The sequence below is a fragment of the Roseburia hominis A2-183 genome, from assembly GCF_000225345.1.
GTDB lineage: Bacteria > Bacillota > Clostridia > Lachnospirales > Lachnospiraceae > Roseburia > Roseburia hominis.
In genome coordinates, this window is the sequence record NC_015977.1 from 816,895 (window position 1) to 831,335 (window position 14,441).

At 51.6% G+C, this 14,441-nt stretch carries 15 protein-coding genes; 13 read left to right on the top strand and 2 right to left on the bottom strand.

The window, feature by feature from the left end; all coding sequences use genetic code 11:
* The first annotated feature begins 58 nt into the window (after positions 1–58).
* The 7 genes from uxuA to RHOM_RS03730 all read left to right on the top strand — a co-directional run bounded on the left by uxuA (position 59) and on the right by RHOM_RS03730 (position 5,580).
* Positions 59–1,108, top strand: coding sequence for a mannonate dehydratase (gene uxuA / locus RHOM_RS03700; RefSeq protein ID WP_014078920.1), 1,050 nt, complete (start codon positions 59–61; stop codon positions 1,106–1,108).
* A 56-nt stretch (positions 1,109–1,164) separates the two neighbouring features.
* On the top strand, positions 1,165–2,010 hold the full coding sequence (locus RHOM_RS03705; protein WP_014078921.1) for an SDR family oxidoreductase: 846 nt from the start codon (positions 1,165–1,167) through the stop codon (positions 2,008–2,010).
* 47 nt (positions 2,011–2,057) lie between these two features.
* Positions 2,058–2,912, top strand: coding sequence for an HAD family hydrolase (locus RHOM_RS03710; RefSeq protein ID WP_014078922.1), 855 nt, complete (start codon positions 2,058–2,060; stop codon positions 2,910–2,912).
* Positions 2,913–2,933: 21 nt separating this feature from the next.
* Positions 2,934–4,721, top strand: coding sequence for a glycoside hydrolase family 3 protein (locus tag RHOM_RS03715; protein ID WP_014078923.1), 1,788 nt, complete (start codon positions 2,934–2,936; stop codon positions 4,719–4,721).
* A 162-nt stretch (positions 4,722–4,883) separates the two neighbouring features.
* Positions 4,884–5,123, top strand: coding sequence for a DUF3791 domain-containing protein (locus RHOM_RS03720; RefSeq protein ID WP_014078924.1), 240 nt, complete (start codon positions 4,884–4,886; stop codon positions 5,121–5,123).
* The gene (locus tag RHOM_RS03725; RefSeq protein ID WP_014078925.1) at positions 5,120–5,350 is read left to right on the top strand and encodes a DUF3990 domain-containing protein; all 231 of its coding nucleotides are present in this window, start codon (positions 5,120–5,122) and stop codon (positions 5,348–5,350) included. The genes RHOM_RS03720 and RHOM_RS03725 overlap by 4 nt, the downstream gene beginning before the upstream one ends.
* The gene (locus tag RHOM_RS03730) at positions 5,347–5,580 is read left to right on the top strand and encodes a DUF3791 domain-containing protein (protein ID WP_014078926.1); all 234 of its coding nucleotides are present in this window, start codon (positions 5,347–5,349) and stop codon (positions 5,578–5,580) included. Before RHOM_RS03725 ends, RHOM_RS03730 begins: the two co-directional genes overlap by 4 nt.
* 114 nt (positions 5,581–5,694) lie before the next feature.
* Here RHOM_RS03730 and RHOM_RS03735 read toward each other — a convergent pair whose 3' ends face one another.
* Together RHOM_RS03735 and RHOM_RS03740 are read right to left on the bottom strand one after the other, a co-directional pair.
* Positions 5,695–6,114, bottom strand: coding sequence for an HIT family protein (locus RHOM_RS03735; protein ID WP_014078927.1), 420 nt, complete (start codon positions 6,112–6,114; stop codon positions 5,695–5,697).
* 10 nt (positions 6,115–6,124) lie between these two features.
* A complete protein-coding gene (locus tag RHOM_RS03740; RefSeq protein ID WP_014078928.1) occupies positions 6,125–7,087 on the bottom strand; it encodes a bifunctional 4-hydroxy-2-oxoglutarate aldolase/2-dehydro-3-deoxy-phosphogluconate aldolase in 963 nt (320 codons plus the stop codon).
* 269 nt (positions 7,088–7,356) lie between these two features.
* Here RHOM_RS03740 and RHOM_RS03750 point away from each other — a divergent pair, with 269 nt between their 5' ends.
* The 6 genes from RHOM_RS03750 (at position 7,357) to RHOM_RS03775 (ending at position 14,420) form a co-directional block, all read left to right on the top strand.
* Complete coding sequence (locus RHOM_RS03750; RefSeq protein WP_014078930.1) at positions 7,357–8,139, top strand: IclR family transcriptional regulator; 783 nt, start codon at positions 7,357–7,359, stop codon at positions 8,137–8,139.
* 121 nt (positions 8,140–8,260) lie between these two features.
* Positions 8,261–8,698 (top strand): hypothetical protein, encoded by a 438-nt coding sequence (locus tag RHOM_RS03755; RefSeq protein ID WP_242823159.1) that lies wholly within the window; start codon positions 8,261–8,263, stop codon positions 8,696–8,698.
* Positions 8,699–9,170: 472 nt separating this feature from the next.
* Positions 9,171–10,595, top strand: a complete 1,425-nt coding sequence (gene clpX / locus RHOM_RS03760) for an ATP-dependent Clp protease ATP-binding subunit ClpX (protein WP_044024820.1) — start codon at positions 9,171–9,173, stop codon at positions 10,593–10,595.
* A gap of 70 nt (positions 10,596–10,665) precedes the next feature.
* On the top strand, positions 10,666–12,351 hold the full coding sequence (locus RHOM_RS03765) for a S8 family peptidase (protein ID WP_143761666.1): 1,686 nt from the start codon (positions 10,666–10,668) through the stop codon (positions 12,349–12,351).
* A gap of 127 nt (positions 12,352–12,478) precedes the next feature.
* A complete protein-coding gene (locus RHOM_RS03770; protein ID WP_081467950.1) occupies positions 12,479–13,846 on the top strand; it encodes a serpin family protein in 1,368 nt (455 codons plus the stop codon).
* A gap of 16 nt (positions 13,847–13,862) precedes the next feature.
* The gene (locus tag RHOM_RS03775; RefSeq protein WP_014078935.1) at positions 13,863–14,420 is read left to right on the top strand and encodes an RNA polymerase sigma factor; all 558 of its coding nucleotides are present in this window, start codon (positions 13,863–13,865) and stop codon (positions 14,418–14,420) included.
* The last annotated feature ends 21 nt before the right edge of the window (positions 14,421–14,441 follow it).

The following is a 14,441-nucleotide window of genomic DNA, read 5'->3' on the forward strand; positions in this document are numbered from 1 at the left end:
ATGTATACAAGTAAATATCACATGCGCGGAAACAAGCTTCCGCAGAATGGAGGAAACTATGAAATTATCATTTCGCTGGTATGGACCAGATGACAAGGTGACACTGGAGAACATCCGTCAGATCCCGGGAATGCACTCGATCGTAACGGCTGTGTATGACGTTCCGGTCGGAGAGGTGTGGAGCGAGGAGAGCATCGCAGCACTGAAAAAGCAGGTGGAGGATGCCGGACTTCATTTTGAGGTTATCGAGAGTATTCCGGTACATGAGGACATCAAGCTTGGCAAGCCGAGCCGCGACCGCTACATCGAGAACTACTGCGAGAACATCAGACGTGTGGCAAAAGCCGGAGTGAAGTGCATCTGCTACAATTTCATGCCGGTATTTGACTGGACGAGAACACAGCTTGACCACGTGCTGCCGGACGGTTCGACCTCCCTGGTATATTATCAGGAGCAGGTGGATGCTGTGAATCCGCTGCAGAGTGACAGCGATCTGACACTTCCGGGCTGGGATGCAAGCTACACCAGAGAAGAGTTAAAGCAGGTGGTTGCAGAGTACAACGCAATGTCTGAGGATGATCTTTGGAACAATCTGAAGTATTTCCTGGAGAGAGTGATTCCGGTTGCAGCGGAGTGCGACGTCAACATGGCAATCCACGAGGACGATCCGTGCTGGAGCATTTTCGGACTTCCGCGCATCATCACCTGCGAGAAAAACATTGATCGTTTCCTCGGTCTTGTGGATGATCCGCACAACGGCATCACACTGTGCACCGGCTCCCTCGGCTGCTCGAACAAGAACGATGTGGTGAAGATGGCGGCAAAATATGCGGCAATGGGAAGAATTCATTTTGCACATCTGCGCAACGTTGCAGTGCTTGAGAATGGTTTTGAGGAGCGTGCACATCTCTCCAGCTGTGGCTCTCTGGATATGTATGCGATTGTGAAAGCGCTGCATGACAATGGATTTACCGGATATGTGAGACCGGATCACGGAAGAATGATCTGGGGAGAGACCGGAAGACCGGGCTACGGACTCTATGACCGTGCGCTTGGAGCAACCTATATCAACGGATTATTTGAGGCTGTGGAGAAGGCTTCAAAGTAAAAATAAGAATCAGAAAAATAAATACCATAAAAATAAAAATCAGGAGGAAGACGAACATGAAGTTACCATTTCAGATTGATCTGACAGGCAAGGTGGTTGTTGTGACAGGTGCGGGCGGAGTCATCTGCTCCGTGCTTGCGGAGGCAATGGCAATGACCGGCGCAAAGGTAGCGCTGCTCGACTTAAATGAGGATGCGGCAAAAAAGCATGCGGATGACATTACGGCAAAGGGCTATATTGCAAAGGGATACAAGTGCAACGTGCTTGAGAAAGCGAGCGTACAGGCGGCGAGAGACCAGATCGCTGCGGACTTCGGAACCTGCGATATCTTAATCAACGGTGCCGGCGGCAACAACCCGAAAGCGACGACCGACGACGAGTATTTTGTGCCGGAGGATCTCGGACAGATGAAGACATTCTTTGACCTGGATGCGGACGGTGTCTCTTTTGTATTCAGCCTGAACTTCATGGGTACCCTGATTCCGACACAGGTATTTGCGCTTGATATGGTCAACAAAAAAGGTGCGAGCATCATCAACATTTCCTCGATGAACGCTTACACACCGTTGACGAAGATTCCGGCATACTCCGGTGCAAAAGCGGCAATTTCCAACTTTACCGAATGGCTTGCAGTGCATTTTTCCAAGGTGGGTATCCGCTGCAACGCGATCGCACCGGGATTTTTCTCCACACAGCAGAATGCAAAGCTTCTGTTCAATGAGGATGGGACACCGACAGCCAGAACCGGCAAGATTTTAAACAATACGCCGATGGATCGTTTTGGTGAGGTGGAGGAACTGATCGGTTCCGTCCTGTTCCTGGCATGTGAGGAGGCAAGCGGATTTGTCAATGGCGCATGTATTCCGATCGACGGAGCATTTGCGGCATACTCCGGCGTATAAAAGCTTGCAAAGGAGCCGGAAGAGGCGGCAATACATGAGGTGGAACAATGGGGTATTTTGATTTTCAGAAAAAAAGTGATTGTATCGTGTGCATTGACAGCGACGGCTGTGCGATGGACACGATGGAGGTAAAGCACAGAACCTGCTTCGGACCGCAGTGGATCAAAACATTCGGACTGACGGAGCATGAAGCGGAGTGCATGGAGCTTTGGCTTTCTATCAACCTCTACTCCATCACGCGCGGTATCAACCGGTTTAAGGGACTGGCGCTGGCGCTCGCGGAGGTGGAGAAGAGAGGTCTCGGTAACATCGAGGGACTTGCGGAGTATGAGGCATGGACAAAAGAGGCGAAGGAGCTCTCCAACCCGGCGCTGCTTGCGGTGACGCAGAAGAGTGATAACCCGTGTTTTGAAAAAGCGCTGCTCTGGAGCATCCGCACCAACCGCGCGATCCATGCGCTTCCGGCAGAGGACCGGCCGTTTCCGAATGTGAAGTCTGCGATGGATGCGATGGCAAAACAGGCGGATCTGGCGGCGGTGTCGTCCGCGAACCGGGAGGCGGTCGAGGCGGAATGGGGCAGACATCATCTTGCCGAAGACTGCAGTACGCTTCTGACGCAGGAGGCGGGAACCAAGGCTTTCTGCATCGGTGAATTGAGAAAAATGGGGTATGAGCCCGGGCGGATTCTGATGGTCGGCGATGCACCGGGAGACCGGGACGCGGCAGAGAAAAACGGCGTCCGGTTCTATCCGATTCTGGTCGGACATGAGGGGGAGAGCTGGAAACGTCTTTTAGAGGAAGCGTTTCCAAAACTTCTTGCGGGAAGCTTTGATGCGGAATATCAAAAGGAACTGAATCAGGCATTCGAGCAGAATCTCGGTGTTCATGCCGATTCGGAGTGAGAAAGAGAGGGATATTTTAATATGGTAGATATGAAGGCAAAACCGTTTTACCTGTCCGATGAGGACTGTAAATGGGTGGAAGAGACCATCGCGGGTATGACGACCGAGGAGAAGATCGGTCAGCTTTTTTTCAATATGGGATCCTCCAGAGACGAAGAGTATCTGAAGATGACAGTGGACAAGTACCACATCGGCGGTATCCGCTACAACCCGGCAACCGGTGCCGAGGTGCGTGAGCAGAACCGGATTCTTCAGGAGAACAGCAAGATTCCGCTTATCATTGCGTGCAACACGGAGAATGGCGGCAACGGCGCCTGCACTGACGGAACCATGATCGGCCAGCAGACCAAGATCGGTGCGACAAGAGACGCCAGATACGCGTACGAGCTCGGCCGTATGTCCAACAAAGAGGCGGCGGCGATCGGGTGTAATCTCTCCTTTGCCCCGGTCAGCGACATCCTCTACAACTGGGAGAACCCGGTCATCGGACTGCGCACCTATGGAAACGATGTGGACCGCGTGTGCGAGATGACGAAGGCATATATGGACGGCGCACACACCAATGAGGGATTCTGCTGTGCTGCGAAGCATTTTCCGGGCGACGGACTGGACTTCCGCGACCAGCACGTGGCAGACAGCGTCAATGACATGAGCTGTGAGGAGTGGGATGCAAGCTATGGAAAAGTATACCAGAACCTCATTGACAACGGTCTGGAAGCCATCATGGCAGGACACATTATGCAGCCTGCGTACACCAGACATTTTAACCCGGGAATCAGGGATGAGGACATCATGCCGGCAACCCTTTCGCCGGAGCTGATCGAGGGACTTCTGCGCGGAAAGCTTGGTTTTAATGGTATGGTGCTGACCGATGCTTCCCACATGGTCGGACTGACCTGCTGTATGAAGCGCAGCGAGATGCTTCCGCACACGATTGCAGCCGGTGTCGATATGTTCCTTTTTTTCAATGAGATGGATGAGGATTTTGCAAGCATGATGGCGGGCTATGAGAACGGCATCATCACCGAGGAGCGTTTAAATGACGCCCTGCACCGCATTCTTGCTCTGAAAGCACACATGGGACTGCACAAAAAAGCGAAAAATGAGATCGTTCCTCCGGTGGAGGTGATGGAGCAGGTCGTTGGCTGCGAAGAGCACAAGGCGATGGCAAGAGAAATCTCCGAGAAAGGAATCACTCTCGTAAAATACAAGGACGAGGATGTGCTTCCGATGATCCCGAGCCGTTACAAGCGCATCATGATCGTCTCCGTCAGCGGATTATCCGCGGGCGTGATGGGAACCATGATGGCAAAATATATGGGCGGCGGCAAGAAGAGCCCGGCAGAGCGTCTGCGTGACAAGCTGATCGAGAAGGGCTTTGAAGCATTTATCTACGAGAGCCCGCTCGACGCACTTGCAAAGCGTGCAGCAGCAGGAGAAAAGGTGGACATCAATATGTACTTTGCCGGAAAGACGCCGATCAAGGATTTCGTCGAAAATCAGGATCTGATCATCACACTGGTGGACATTGCAGGCGGTTTCCAGCCGGTGGCAAGACCGGGCTTCGGCATGAGCAAGGGCGGCGGAGAGATCCCGTGGTATGTTCATGAACTTCCGGTTATCGTGATCGGATGCGGACAGCCGTTCGTACTGGCAGACATTCCGCAGGCGAGAACGTATATCAACACTTACGACAGCGCGGATCAGACGTTTGATGCGCTCATCGAGAAGCTGATGAGCGGCAGCGACGCATTTATCGGGGAGGACCCGGTGGATGCCTACTGCGGACTGTGGGATACGCACCGGTAGGGGCTTACGCAAAAGGATCAGGATATACAGGCACTTGGGTCGTAATGACCCGGGTGCCTTTTTTAGAGGTAATCTGATTGAGCATATGGATATGAAGTGCTATACTAACAGTGATAAGAAGAGAAAGCTGTTTTTCATATTGTCATAAAGGAGAGCTTGCTTATGATGGCGGATGAAAAAATCAAAAATTACAGTGAACTCGAGTTTGTCGTATTTTGTATTGAAAATGTAGCGGCAAAACTGGGGATGGATGCAGAGCGTGTGTATCAGGCGTTTACCGAAAAAAGTGATATTCTGAGCGGTTATATTGTGCCGGAATATGAAGTGCTGCATACACAGAGCCGGGAATATATCGTAGATGATCTTATTAATGTGATGAAAGAAAGGGGCGTGGAAGTATGATTCTCTACCATGGTTCTTTTGGAAAAGACGCGACAGATTATGATCTCGTTGTTGGTGGTGTTGCCAATGATAAGGTATTTAATACGGTGGAATTGTTTTTTGATGGATTGATTGATAAGGCGGAGGCTATCAAACGTCTGCGTTATGAAAAACCGAATGTGCAAATTTGTTTCCGCACAGAGAGAGCATTGTCTCTCCTGCATTTTGAAGGGAGTGAAATTGTATGACAGCAAATCCGATTTTACTACAAAAAAAATATAGCCGTGTCATTGCGTGTTTTGCAAAACGGCAGGGAATTTCACTGGATGCGGCATTGGAATTCTTTTATCATTCCGAGGTATATCAACTGATTCGTGATGGCGTATCGGATATGCACTGTATGAGCGATGTGTATCTGGCAGAAGAACTGGAGCAGGAATACGCCGGTAAAATGCTGGATGCCAAGGGTGGAAAATGATTTGCCATTACCGTTTTCATGCGCTTTTCTCTTGCAAGTGCCAGCATAAGCAAAAAACGAGGCAAACCTTTGCGGTTTGCCTCGGTTTCATAAAATCCAACGGAAATACATATCCTACAGATACTTCTTGATCTCCTCGATCAGTGCGGTATACTCTGCATCCGAGAGGAACTTCTGCTGTGGATTCATAGCGAAGACGCCGCCCCACTCATACTCGTCTGTATACTTCGGAACGAGGTGGAAGTGCAGGTGATGACCGGTATCGCCATAAGCGCCGTAGTTCACTTTCTGCGGATGGAATGCCTGATGCAGTGCCTCGGCAACATGGTTGATGTCCTCGATGTAAGCGGCACGTTCCTCGGCGGTCAGCTCCGTGATCTCACTCACGTGCTTCTTGTGTGCAACGATGACACGTCCCTTGTGGCTCTGCTCCTTAAAAAGATATACCTTGGAGGAAGGAAGTTCACAGATCTTGATGCCGAATGCGGCTACCAGATCACCTTCCATGCAATATGCGCAATTCTGATCTGTCATGATGTTCTCCTTATTTCTGGTTGAAGTGTACAGCGAATCCGGCGATCTCATCCTTTAAGTAAGCAACGGTAAGCTCACCCTTGTCATTGTATTTGAAGGAAGACTCATCGAAAGCAAAGCCTCTCTTCTCCAGATGATAGATGGCACGATCCAGATAATTTGTCTGGATGCAGATGTGACCGTGTGTTCCGCGGCCCGGATTCTTCATCATCTCGATTAAGGAACCAACGAACATGGAACTGTTGCCAACCTTGACATCCTGTCCAAGTAAAGTTGCGAACTTTGCGGACTCGGTGGAAGCAACTTCCTCAGATGCATTGTTGACGCCGACATGCAGGAGCTTGAAGCCAAGCATGGTAGCAACTGCCTCTTTGGTGAGAGCGGTGATGCCTGCCCAGTCCTTTGCTGCGATCATGTCTTTGTTTACCATCCAGGAACCGCCGCATGCGATGATCTTCTTGAAATCAAGATAGTTCGTCAGGTTCTTAGCGTTGATACCGCCGGTCGGCATGAATTTCATCTTGGTGTACGGAGCAGCCATGGATTTAATCATGTTCAGTCCGCCAGCAGCCTCTGCCGGGAAGAATTTTACAACCTCAAGACCAAGCTCGATTGCAACTTCCACGTCGCTCGGGTTTGAGCAGCCAGGAGTTACCGGAATACCCTTGTCCACGCAGTATTTTACAACCTTCGGGTTTAAGCCCGGGCTGACGATGAACTTCGCACCTGCGTTTACCGCACGGTCAACCTGCTCGGTGGTAAGAACGGTACCTGCGCCGACTAACATCTCCGGGAACTGCTCGGACATGATGCGGATGGACTCCTCAGCAGCAGCGGTACGGAAGGTAACCTCAGCACACGGAAGACCGCCGTCACATAAAGCCTTTGCCAGAGGTGCGGCATCCTCTACATGGTCCAGTGCGATGACCGGGATAATACCAATCTTGGAAAACTCTTCTAATACTTTGTTCATGATTCTTCTCCTTTTACTTATCATTCATGTTCCACAATGCGGAACTATGTTTCATGTAATGGTACAAAATTATTATAACATGTGGAAAAACCTTGTCAACCGATTCAAGAAACAAAATCATGTATTTTCCATAAAACAAAACACCGGGACAGCGGAGATTCCGGAGTTGACTTTCGGGCGGCGGTCATGATATGATAACAAGGTCGTTCCGTAATACGGAACGGCAGATTGAATGATGAAACTGACTGAGATACAGCATGGGAGATACTATGGCAGAAGAGAGAGAAGCGAAAAATCCGGTACAGTCGGCAGAGCGTATTTTTCAGGTGATGGAGACGCTTGCGGACCACGGGGAGATGGGACTGATGGAACTTAGCACGGCGCTGGATCTGCACAAGAGCACTGTACACAGACTGTTAATGTCTCTTATTTATATGGGATACGCAAAGCAGGATGAGGCGACGCAGAAATATATGCTTTCCTATAAGGTGGTCAACATGGCGGGAAAGATCCTTGAGCGGATGGATATTCTGCAGGTGGCAAAGCCGTATATGGAACGTCTCTCGGACCTGTCCGGGGAAGCGGTGCATCTGGTGCAGCGCGAGGGCAACCATATCTTATATATATACAAGATCGAGGCGAAGGTCGGAACAATCCGCATGGTGTCCCATGTGGGAATGGTACATCCGATGTACTGCTCCGGTGTCGGCAAAGCGATCATGGCGACGCTTCCGGACGAGGAAGTCAAAAAGATCTGGAACGAGAGTATCATTGAGAAAAAGACGGACAAGACGATCACGGATTTCTCGCAGATGCAGGAAGTATTGGATGAAGTGCGGCAGAATGGCTACGCGCTGGACGATGAGGAGAACGAAAAGGGCGTCCGCTGCATCGCAGCCTGCCTGCACGGCTACCAGAAAGAGGTAAAATACGCGTTCAGTATTTCTGGACCGACCAGCCGCATGACGAGAGAGCGCGTCAGGGAACTTGCGGTGGATGTGAAAAAAGTACAGGAAGAACTGTCGAGAGAGCTTGGTTATTACAAATCTTAAGATTGAATTTTCAAAAATAAAATTCAAAAGAAAAACATCGGATGCGGGAATAAAAGGAAAGCGCCAGGGTCATACTATCCTTGAAAACAGAAGTGATTCTGAGAAAAAGGAGAATATGACTATGAGAAAGTGGAGAACACTGCTTGCAGGACTGGTACTTACTTTCGCGGTGAGCGCGATGGCTGCCTGCGGTACGAACAATGACAACGTCAATGATACGACGAACGGAACCGGCACGGAGAGCACCGTCAATGGAACCGGCACAAACGGAACAACCAACGGCACGACCAATGGCACAAACGGAACGACCAACGGCACAAACGGAACAACCAACGGCACAGTGAACGATACCAATGAAACTTTAAACGATAACGGTGCGATGGACAACAACGGCGCAGCTGATAATAACGGAAACGGCAATGTTGTGGACGACGTGGTAGACGGTGTCGGTGAGGCTGGAAAGGATGTCATCAACGGAGTGGAGAATGGTGTGGATGATCTGACCGGCAATGACAATAATAACAACGGAACCACAGATAATAACGGAAACGGCAGATAGAGCGCGTTTTACGGATGAGGGAAATAGAGAATGGCGAAAGCAAAAGAGGCTTTCGCCATTTTTGATGAATTCCTAAAATAACTATGAAATCTCCGTAATTTCCTTGTGATTAAACAATGTTTGCATTATAATGAACCTAAATTTCATGATAGAAAGCGAATAGGGGATATTAGTGTGAAAAATAAGATTTTTCACACGCAAGATTTGTGCTTCGCACAAACTTGAGATGCGCTTAGAAGCAGCGCAAGAATGGAGGATTAGTATGAATCACAATGATTTCAGAGAGATTATAGATGACGCGCCGGAGACGGGCGCAGATACAAATACAGGAACTGCAGGCAGCAGACAGCCGGGAAGCGCGGATAACGGTGTGCCGGCGGGAAACGCGGCTCACGGTGCGCAGACGGGAAGTGAGGCTCCCCGTGCAGAAGATGTGGCGGAGCATGAGAGCACATCAGGCACCGGAGAGGTAATGCAGAGTTCCGTTTCGGATGACACAGATCAGAATCAGGACACGGAGTATGAGGACATCTGCTATATCTGTAGACGCCCGGAACATATTGCGGGAAAGATGATCCGTATTCCGAACAATATCTGCATCTGCCAGGACTGTATGCAGAAGACGTTTGACAGCATGAACGGAAGCGGTTTTTCCATGGATGATATGATGAATATGAACATGGGAAGAATTCCGAACATCAGCATGATCAATCTGTCGGATCTGCAGGGCGGACTGCCGAACAATCAGAAGCTGAAGAAGAAAAAACCGAAGGCGCAGTCGGAGCCGGTTATCGACATTAAGAAGATCCCAGCACCGCACAAGATCAAGGCGTCGCTCGATGAATATGTGGTCGGACAGGAGCAGGCAAAAAAGGTGATGTCGGTTGCGGTCTATAATCACTACAAGCGGATTGCGGCGGATGAGAAGGACGGCGTGGAGATTGAGAAGTCCAACATGCTTATGATTGGACCGACCGGCTGCGGCAAGACGTATCTGGTCAAGACGCTTGCGCGGCTTTTGGATGTGCCGCTTGCGATCACGGACGCGACGTCACTCACGGAGGCAGGCTACATAGGCGACGACATTGAGAGCGTAGTCAGCAAGCTGCTTGCGGCTGCGGACAATGATGTGGAGCGTGCGGAGCACGGCATCATTTTTATCGACGAGATCGATAAGATTGCGAAGAAGCGCAATACGAACCAGCGGGATGTCAGCGGAGAATCCGTACAGCAGGGAATGTTAAAGCTTTTAGAGGGCGCCGAGGTCGAGGTGCCTGTGGGAGCCAGCAGCAAAAACGCGATGGTGCCGATGACGATGGTCAACACGAAGAATATTCTGTTCATCTGCGGCGGAGCATTTCCGGAGCTGGAGGAGATCATTAAGGAGCGTCTGAATCAGGAGGCTTCGATCGGATTCCGCGCGAAGTTAAAGGATGAGTATGACAAGGACGAGAACCTGCTCTCCAAGGTTACCGTGGAGGATGTGCGTAAGTTCGGTATGATCCCGGAGTTTTTGGGACGTCTGCCGATCCTGTTTACATTAGAGCCGCTCTCGGAAGATACGCTGGTGCGGATTTTGCAGGAGCCGAAGAACGCGATATTAAAGCAGTATGAGAAGCTTCTCGCCATGGACGAGGTCAAGCTGGCGTTCGATGAGGATGCGCTGCGCGCGATCGCACACAAGGCAAAAGAGAAGAAGGTGGGAGCGCGTGCGCTCCGTGCGGTGATTGAGGAGTTCATGCTGGATATCATGTATGAGATTCCCAAGGACGACAACATCGGTATGGTCACGATCACGAAAGACTATGTGGAGAAGAAGGGCAGTCCGGTCATCACGCTGCGCGGCTGCATCGGTATCGGGAGTACGGAGAATCCGCAGATCGCTGCCAGCAATTGATAAATATGGAATAAATTCATATACTCCGGCATCTATTGTTAAGAAAGCAATGGATGACCGGAGTTTTTTTATGTCAGATTGCAGGGAGCAGGTATATTCAGAGGAGTATTATGATTTTTTGATTCCGTACGGGGTGGAGGCAGAGGTTCCGTCCACGCCCGGATGCGTGCAGCGCATCGCGGAGGATTACGACATTTTTTTCTACCCGCGAGAGGGACTGCCGCCGCTTTCTATCGGGAATTATACCTACACGGCGATACCAAAATGCTACGCGCTGCTCGATACGACGGCGCTCGATGCATCGGGAATCACCCGGCTGCAGAATCAGCCGGTGCTTGCACTGAAAGGCGAGGGGGTTCTGGTGGGCGTCATTGATACCGGCGTCGATTACACGAACCCGCTGTTCCGGTATTCGGACGGCAGCAGCAGAATCTTAAGGATCTGGGATCAGACGATACAGGATGGAACGCCGCCGGAGGGAATCCTGTACGGTGCAGAGTACCGCAAAGAGGAGATTGATGAAGCATTGCAAAAAAAGCAGCCGTATGATGTGGTGCCGTCCCGCGATGAAAACGGGCACGGGACGTTCGTGACGGGAGTCGTGTGCGGGGGAGAGGATATCCCGAACGGCTTTATCGGGGCGGTGCCAAACGCCGGGATTGCCGTTGTAAAGCTAAAAGAGGCAAAGCGCTATCTGCGGGAATTTTTCTTCGTGCCGGAGGGAGTGCCTGCCTATCAGGAGACGGACCTGATGATGGCGGTATCCTATTTAAATGACGTTGCAAATGTGTTAAATATGCCGCTTGTGATCTGTCTTGCACTCGGCAACAGCATGGGGGGACACGGGACGGACGGCCCGCTGTCCAATTTCCTGAACTATATCAGCACCAGGCGGAGACGCTCGATTGTGACAGCAACGGGAAACGAGGCGAACACCAGGCACCATTTTCAGGGGGCGATCCGCCGTGAGATGGAATATGAGGATGTGGAGATCAGCGTGGAGCAGGATATGGCGGGCTTTTTCATAGAGCTGTGGGCGGGCGCGCCGGAACTGTACACGATATCTGTGATCTCGCCGACGGGCGAACGGCTTCCGAAAGTGCCGCTGCGTTCCGGTGTCTCCCAGACCTTCCGGTTTGTCTTTGAGGGGACGACCGTGTCGGTGGATTACCGCATTGAGACGAAGGAGACGGCAAACCAGTTGATCTATCTGCGCTTTTCGGATGTGCGCAAGGGGCTTTGGATTGTGCGGGTTTATCCGGAAAATCTTGTGAGCGGCAACTATAACATGTGGCTCCCGATGCAGAAGCTTACGGACGGAAATGTGATTTTTCTAAGATCCAATCCGGACACGACGCTCACTGCGCCGGGGACAGCGGCACAGGTCATCACGGTCGGCGGGTACCAGGTTTCCAACAACAGCATGTATGCGGATTCCGGGCGCGGCTACACGGTGGCGGGTGAGATCAAGCCGGACTTTGCGGCACCTGCGGTGAGTGTATATGGACCGGGGCTGCGCCAAAATTATGTGACCTACACGGGAACCAGCGCCGCGGCGGCGGTGACGGCAGGGGCGGTCGCGCAGATCATGCAGTGGGCGCTGGTGCAGCAGAACGATCCAGTGATGTCCAACGCCGCGATCAAAAATATGCTCATCCGCGGTGCAAAGCGCTCGGAGGACAGGGGGTACCCGAACCGGGAGTGGGGGTACGGTGCGCTGGATGTCTATCAGGCGTTTGAGTATTTAAGGCTGTAGAGAGAACAGAAGATGTGAGATAGAAAATTTTTACAAAAACCGGAAATGGGTGCAACCGTTTCCGGTTTTTTGCGTCTTATTATATGAAAGACAAAAACCGGATGATAGAAAAGAGAGGGAGAAGCTTATGAGGAGAAAAGGAATGGAACGGGTGACGGCAGGTGTGCTTGCGGCAGTGATGGCAGTGGGGATGACAGGCTGTGCGAACAGCGGAATGTCCGGTACAACCACTGATCTTACCGGACAATACGGGACCAAAGAGGAAGGTCAGACGGAAGGAACCGGAGCAAACGGACAGACAGGACAGGCAGAAGATACAGGAACGGAGGATACTGCAATGGAAGAAAAAGATCTCGGTGCTATCAGGGAAGCATTTGAGTATTCCTATACGCAGTTTTCCTTAAATCTGCTGCGGGAGAGCAGAAAGCAGGTGCAGAACGGCGAGGACGCGAAGAATACGATGGTGTGTCCTCTTTCCGTGATGATGGCGCTCGAGATGGCGCGGACCGGAGCGGACGGCGACACGAAGCAGCAGATGGGAGCGGTTTTGTACCCGGGAATGTCGGCGGAGGATGGCAGTATGGTGCTTGGCAGGATCTGCAAGAGCCTGCCGGATGCAGAGGGCGCCAGATTCCACATGTCTGATTCGGTGTGGGTGAAGACGGCGGACGATGTATTTGTGCCGGATGAGAATTTCCTTGACACCGTAAAAACGGCGTATGACGCAGAAGTCTTTGGCGCCCCGTTTGACGAGACGACCTGCCGGGACATCAACCGCCTGGTGGAGCAGGAGACAGACGGCATGATAACAGAGATTCTGGATCAGATTCCGGAGCTTGCGGTCATGTACCTGGTGAATGCGGTGGCGTTTGATGCGGAGTGGGAAACGCCCTATGATGAGAGCCAGATACAGGATGCCACATTTTATGCGGAGGACGGAAGCGGGCAGGAGGTTTCCATGATGTACGATACCACGTACCGCTATCTGACCATGGAACATGCAAAGGGCTTTTGCCGGGCTTACAAGGAGGGCTATGACTTTGTGGCGCTGCTTCCGGAGGAGGGACTGTCACTGAGCAAATGGCTGGAAGAACTGGACGGGGAAACGTTTCACGAGACAATCCGGCAGGAAAATGATACAATGATAGAGACGGGTCTGCCGCAATTTACAGGCGAGACCGATCTGGAACTAAAAGATACGCTCACGGCGCTTGGAATGCCGCTCGCGTTTGATGAGGAACAGGCGGATTTTTCCAAAATGGGGTACTGCCCGGACGGAAGAAATATCAGCATCAGCAGGGTGCTGCACAAGACCCACATCGATGTGGACGGGCTTGGAACGAAAGCCGGAGCGGCCACGGTTGTGGAGATGTGCAAGGAGACGGCAATGGTTGAACAGCCGGAGCGCATTATTTTAGACAGGCCGTTTTTATATGCGATCGTGGAGAAGGACACCGGTATTCCGGTGTTCATCGGAACGGTGGAGAGCTTTTAACTGAGAGGGAGAAGGCATGGAGGATGAAAAAATCATAGCGCTGTACTGGGACAGGGATCAGACGGCGATTGCAGAGACACAGCAGAAGTACGGACGTTACTGCGGGAGCATCGCGCACAACATTGTACATGATGCGCAGGATGCAGAGGAGTGCGTGAATGACACCTGGATGCGCGCGTGGAATTCCATGCCCAGGGAGCGCCCGCATCTTCTGGCGGCTTTTCTGGGTGCGATCACGCGCAATCTGTCGCTGGACTGCTACCGCAGAAAGCACTCCGAAAAGAGAGGCGGAGGCGTCATGCCGGATATATATGAAGAACTGCATGACTGCGCCGGGGGCGAGGAGCCGCTGACGCAGATAGAGCGAAAGGAACTGGCGGCGTCCATCAACCGGTTCCTGGAGGGGTTAGACCGTGAGAGCCGGATTATTTTCATGCGCAGATACTGGTATATGGATGGCATCGGAGCGATTGCCGGGAGGCTTGCGGTCAGCGAGAGTAAGGTAAAATCTTCGCTGTACCGGTCCCGGGGAAAACTGCGGAGACATCTGGAACGCGAAGGGCTGCTTTCATAGCGGCGGAAAGGAGCGGAAAAT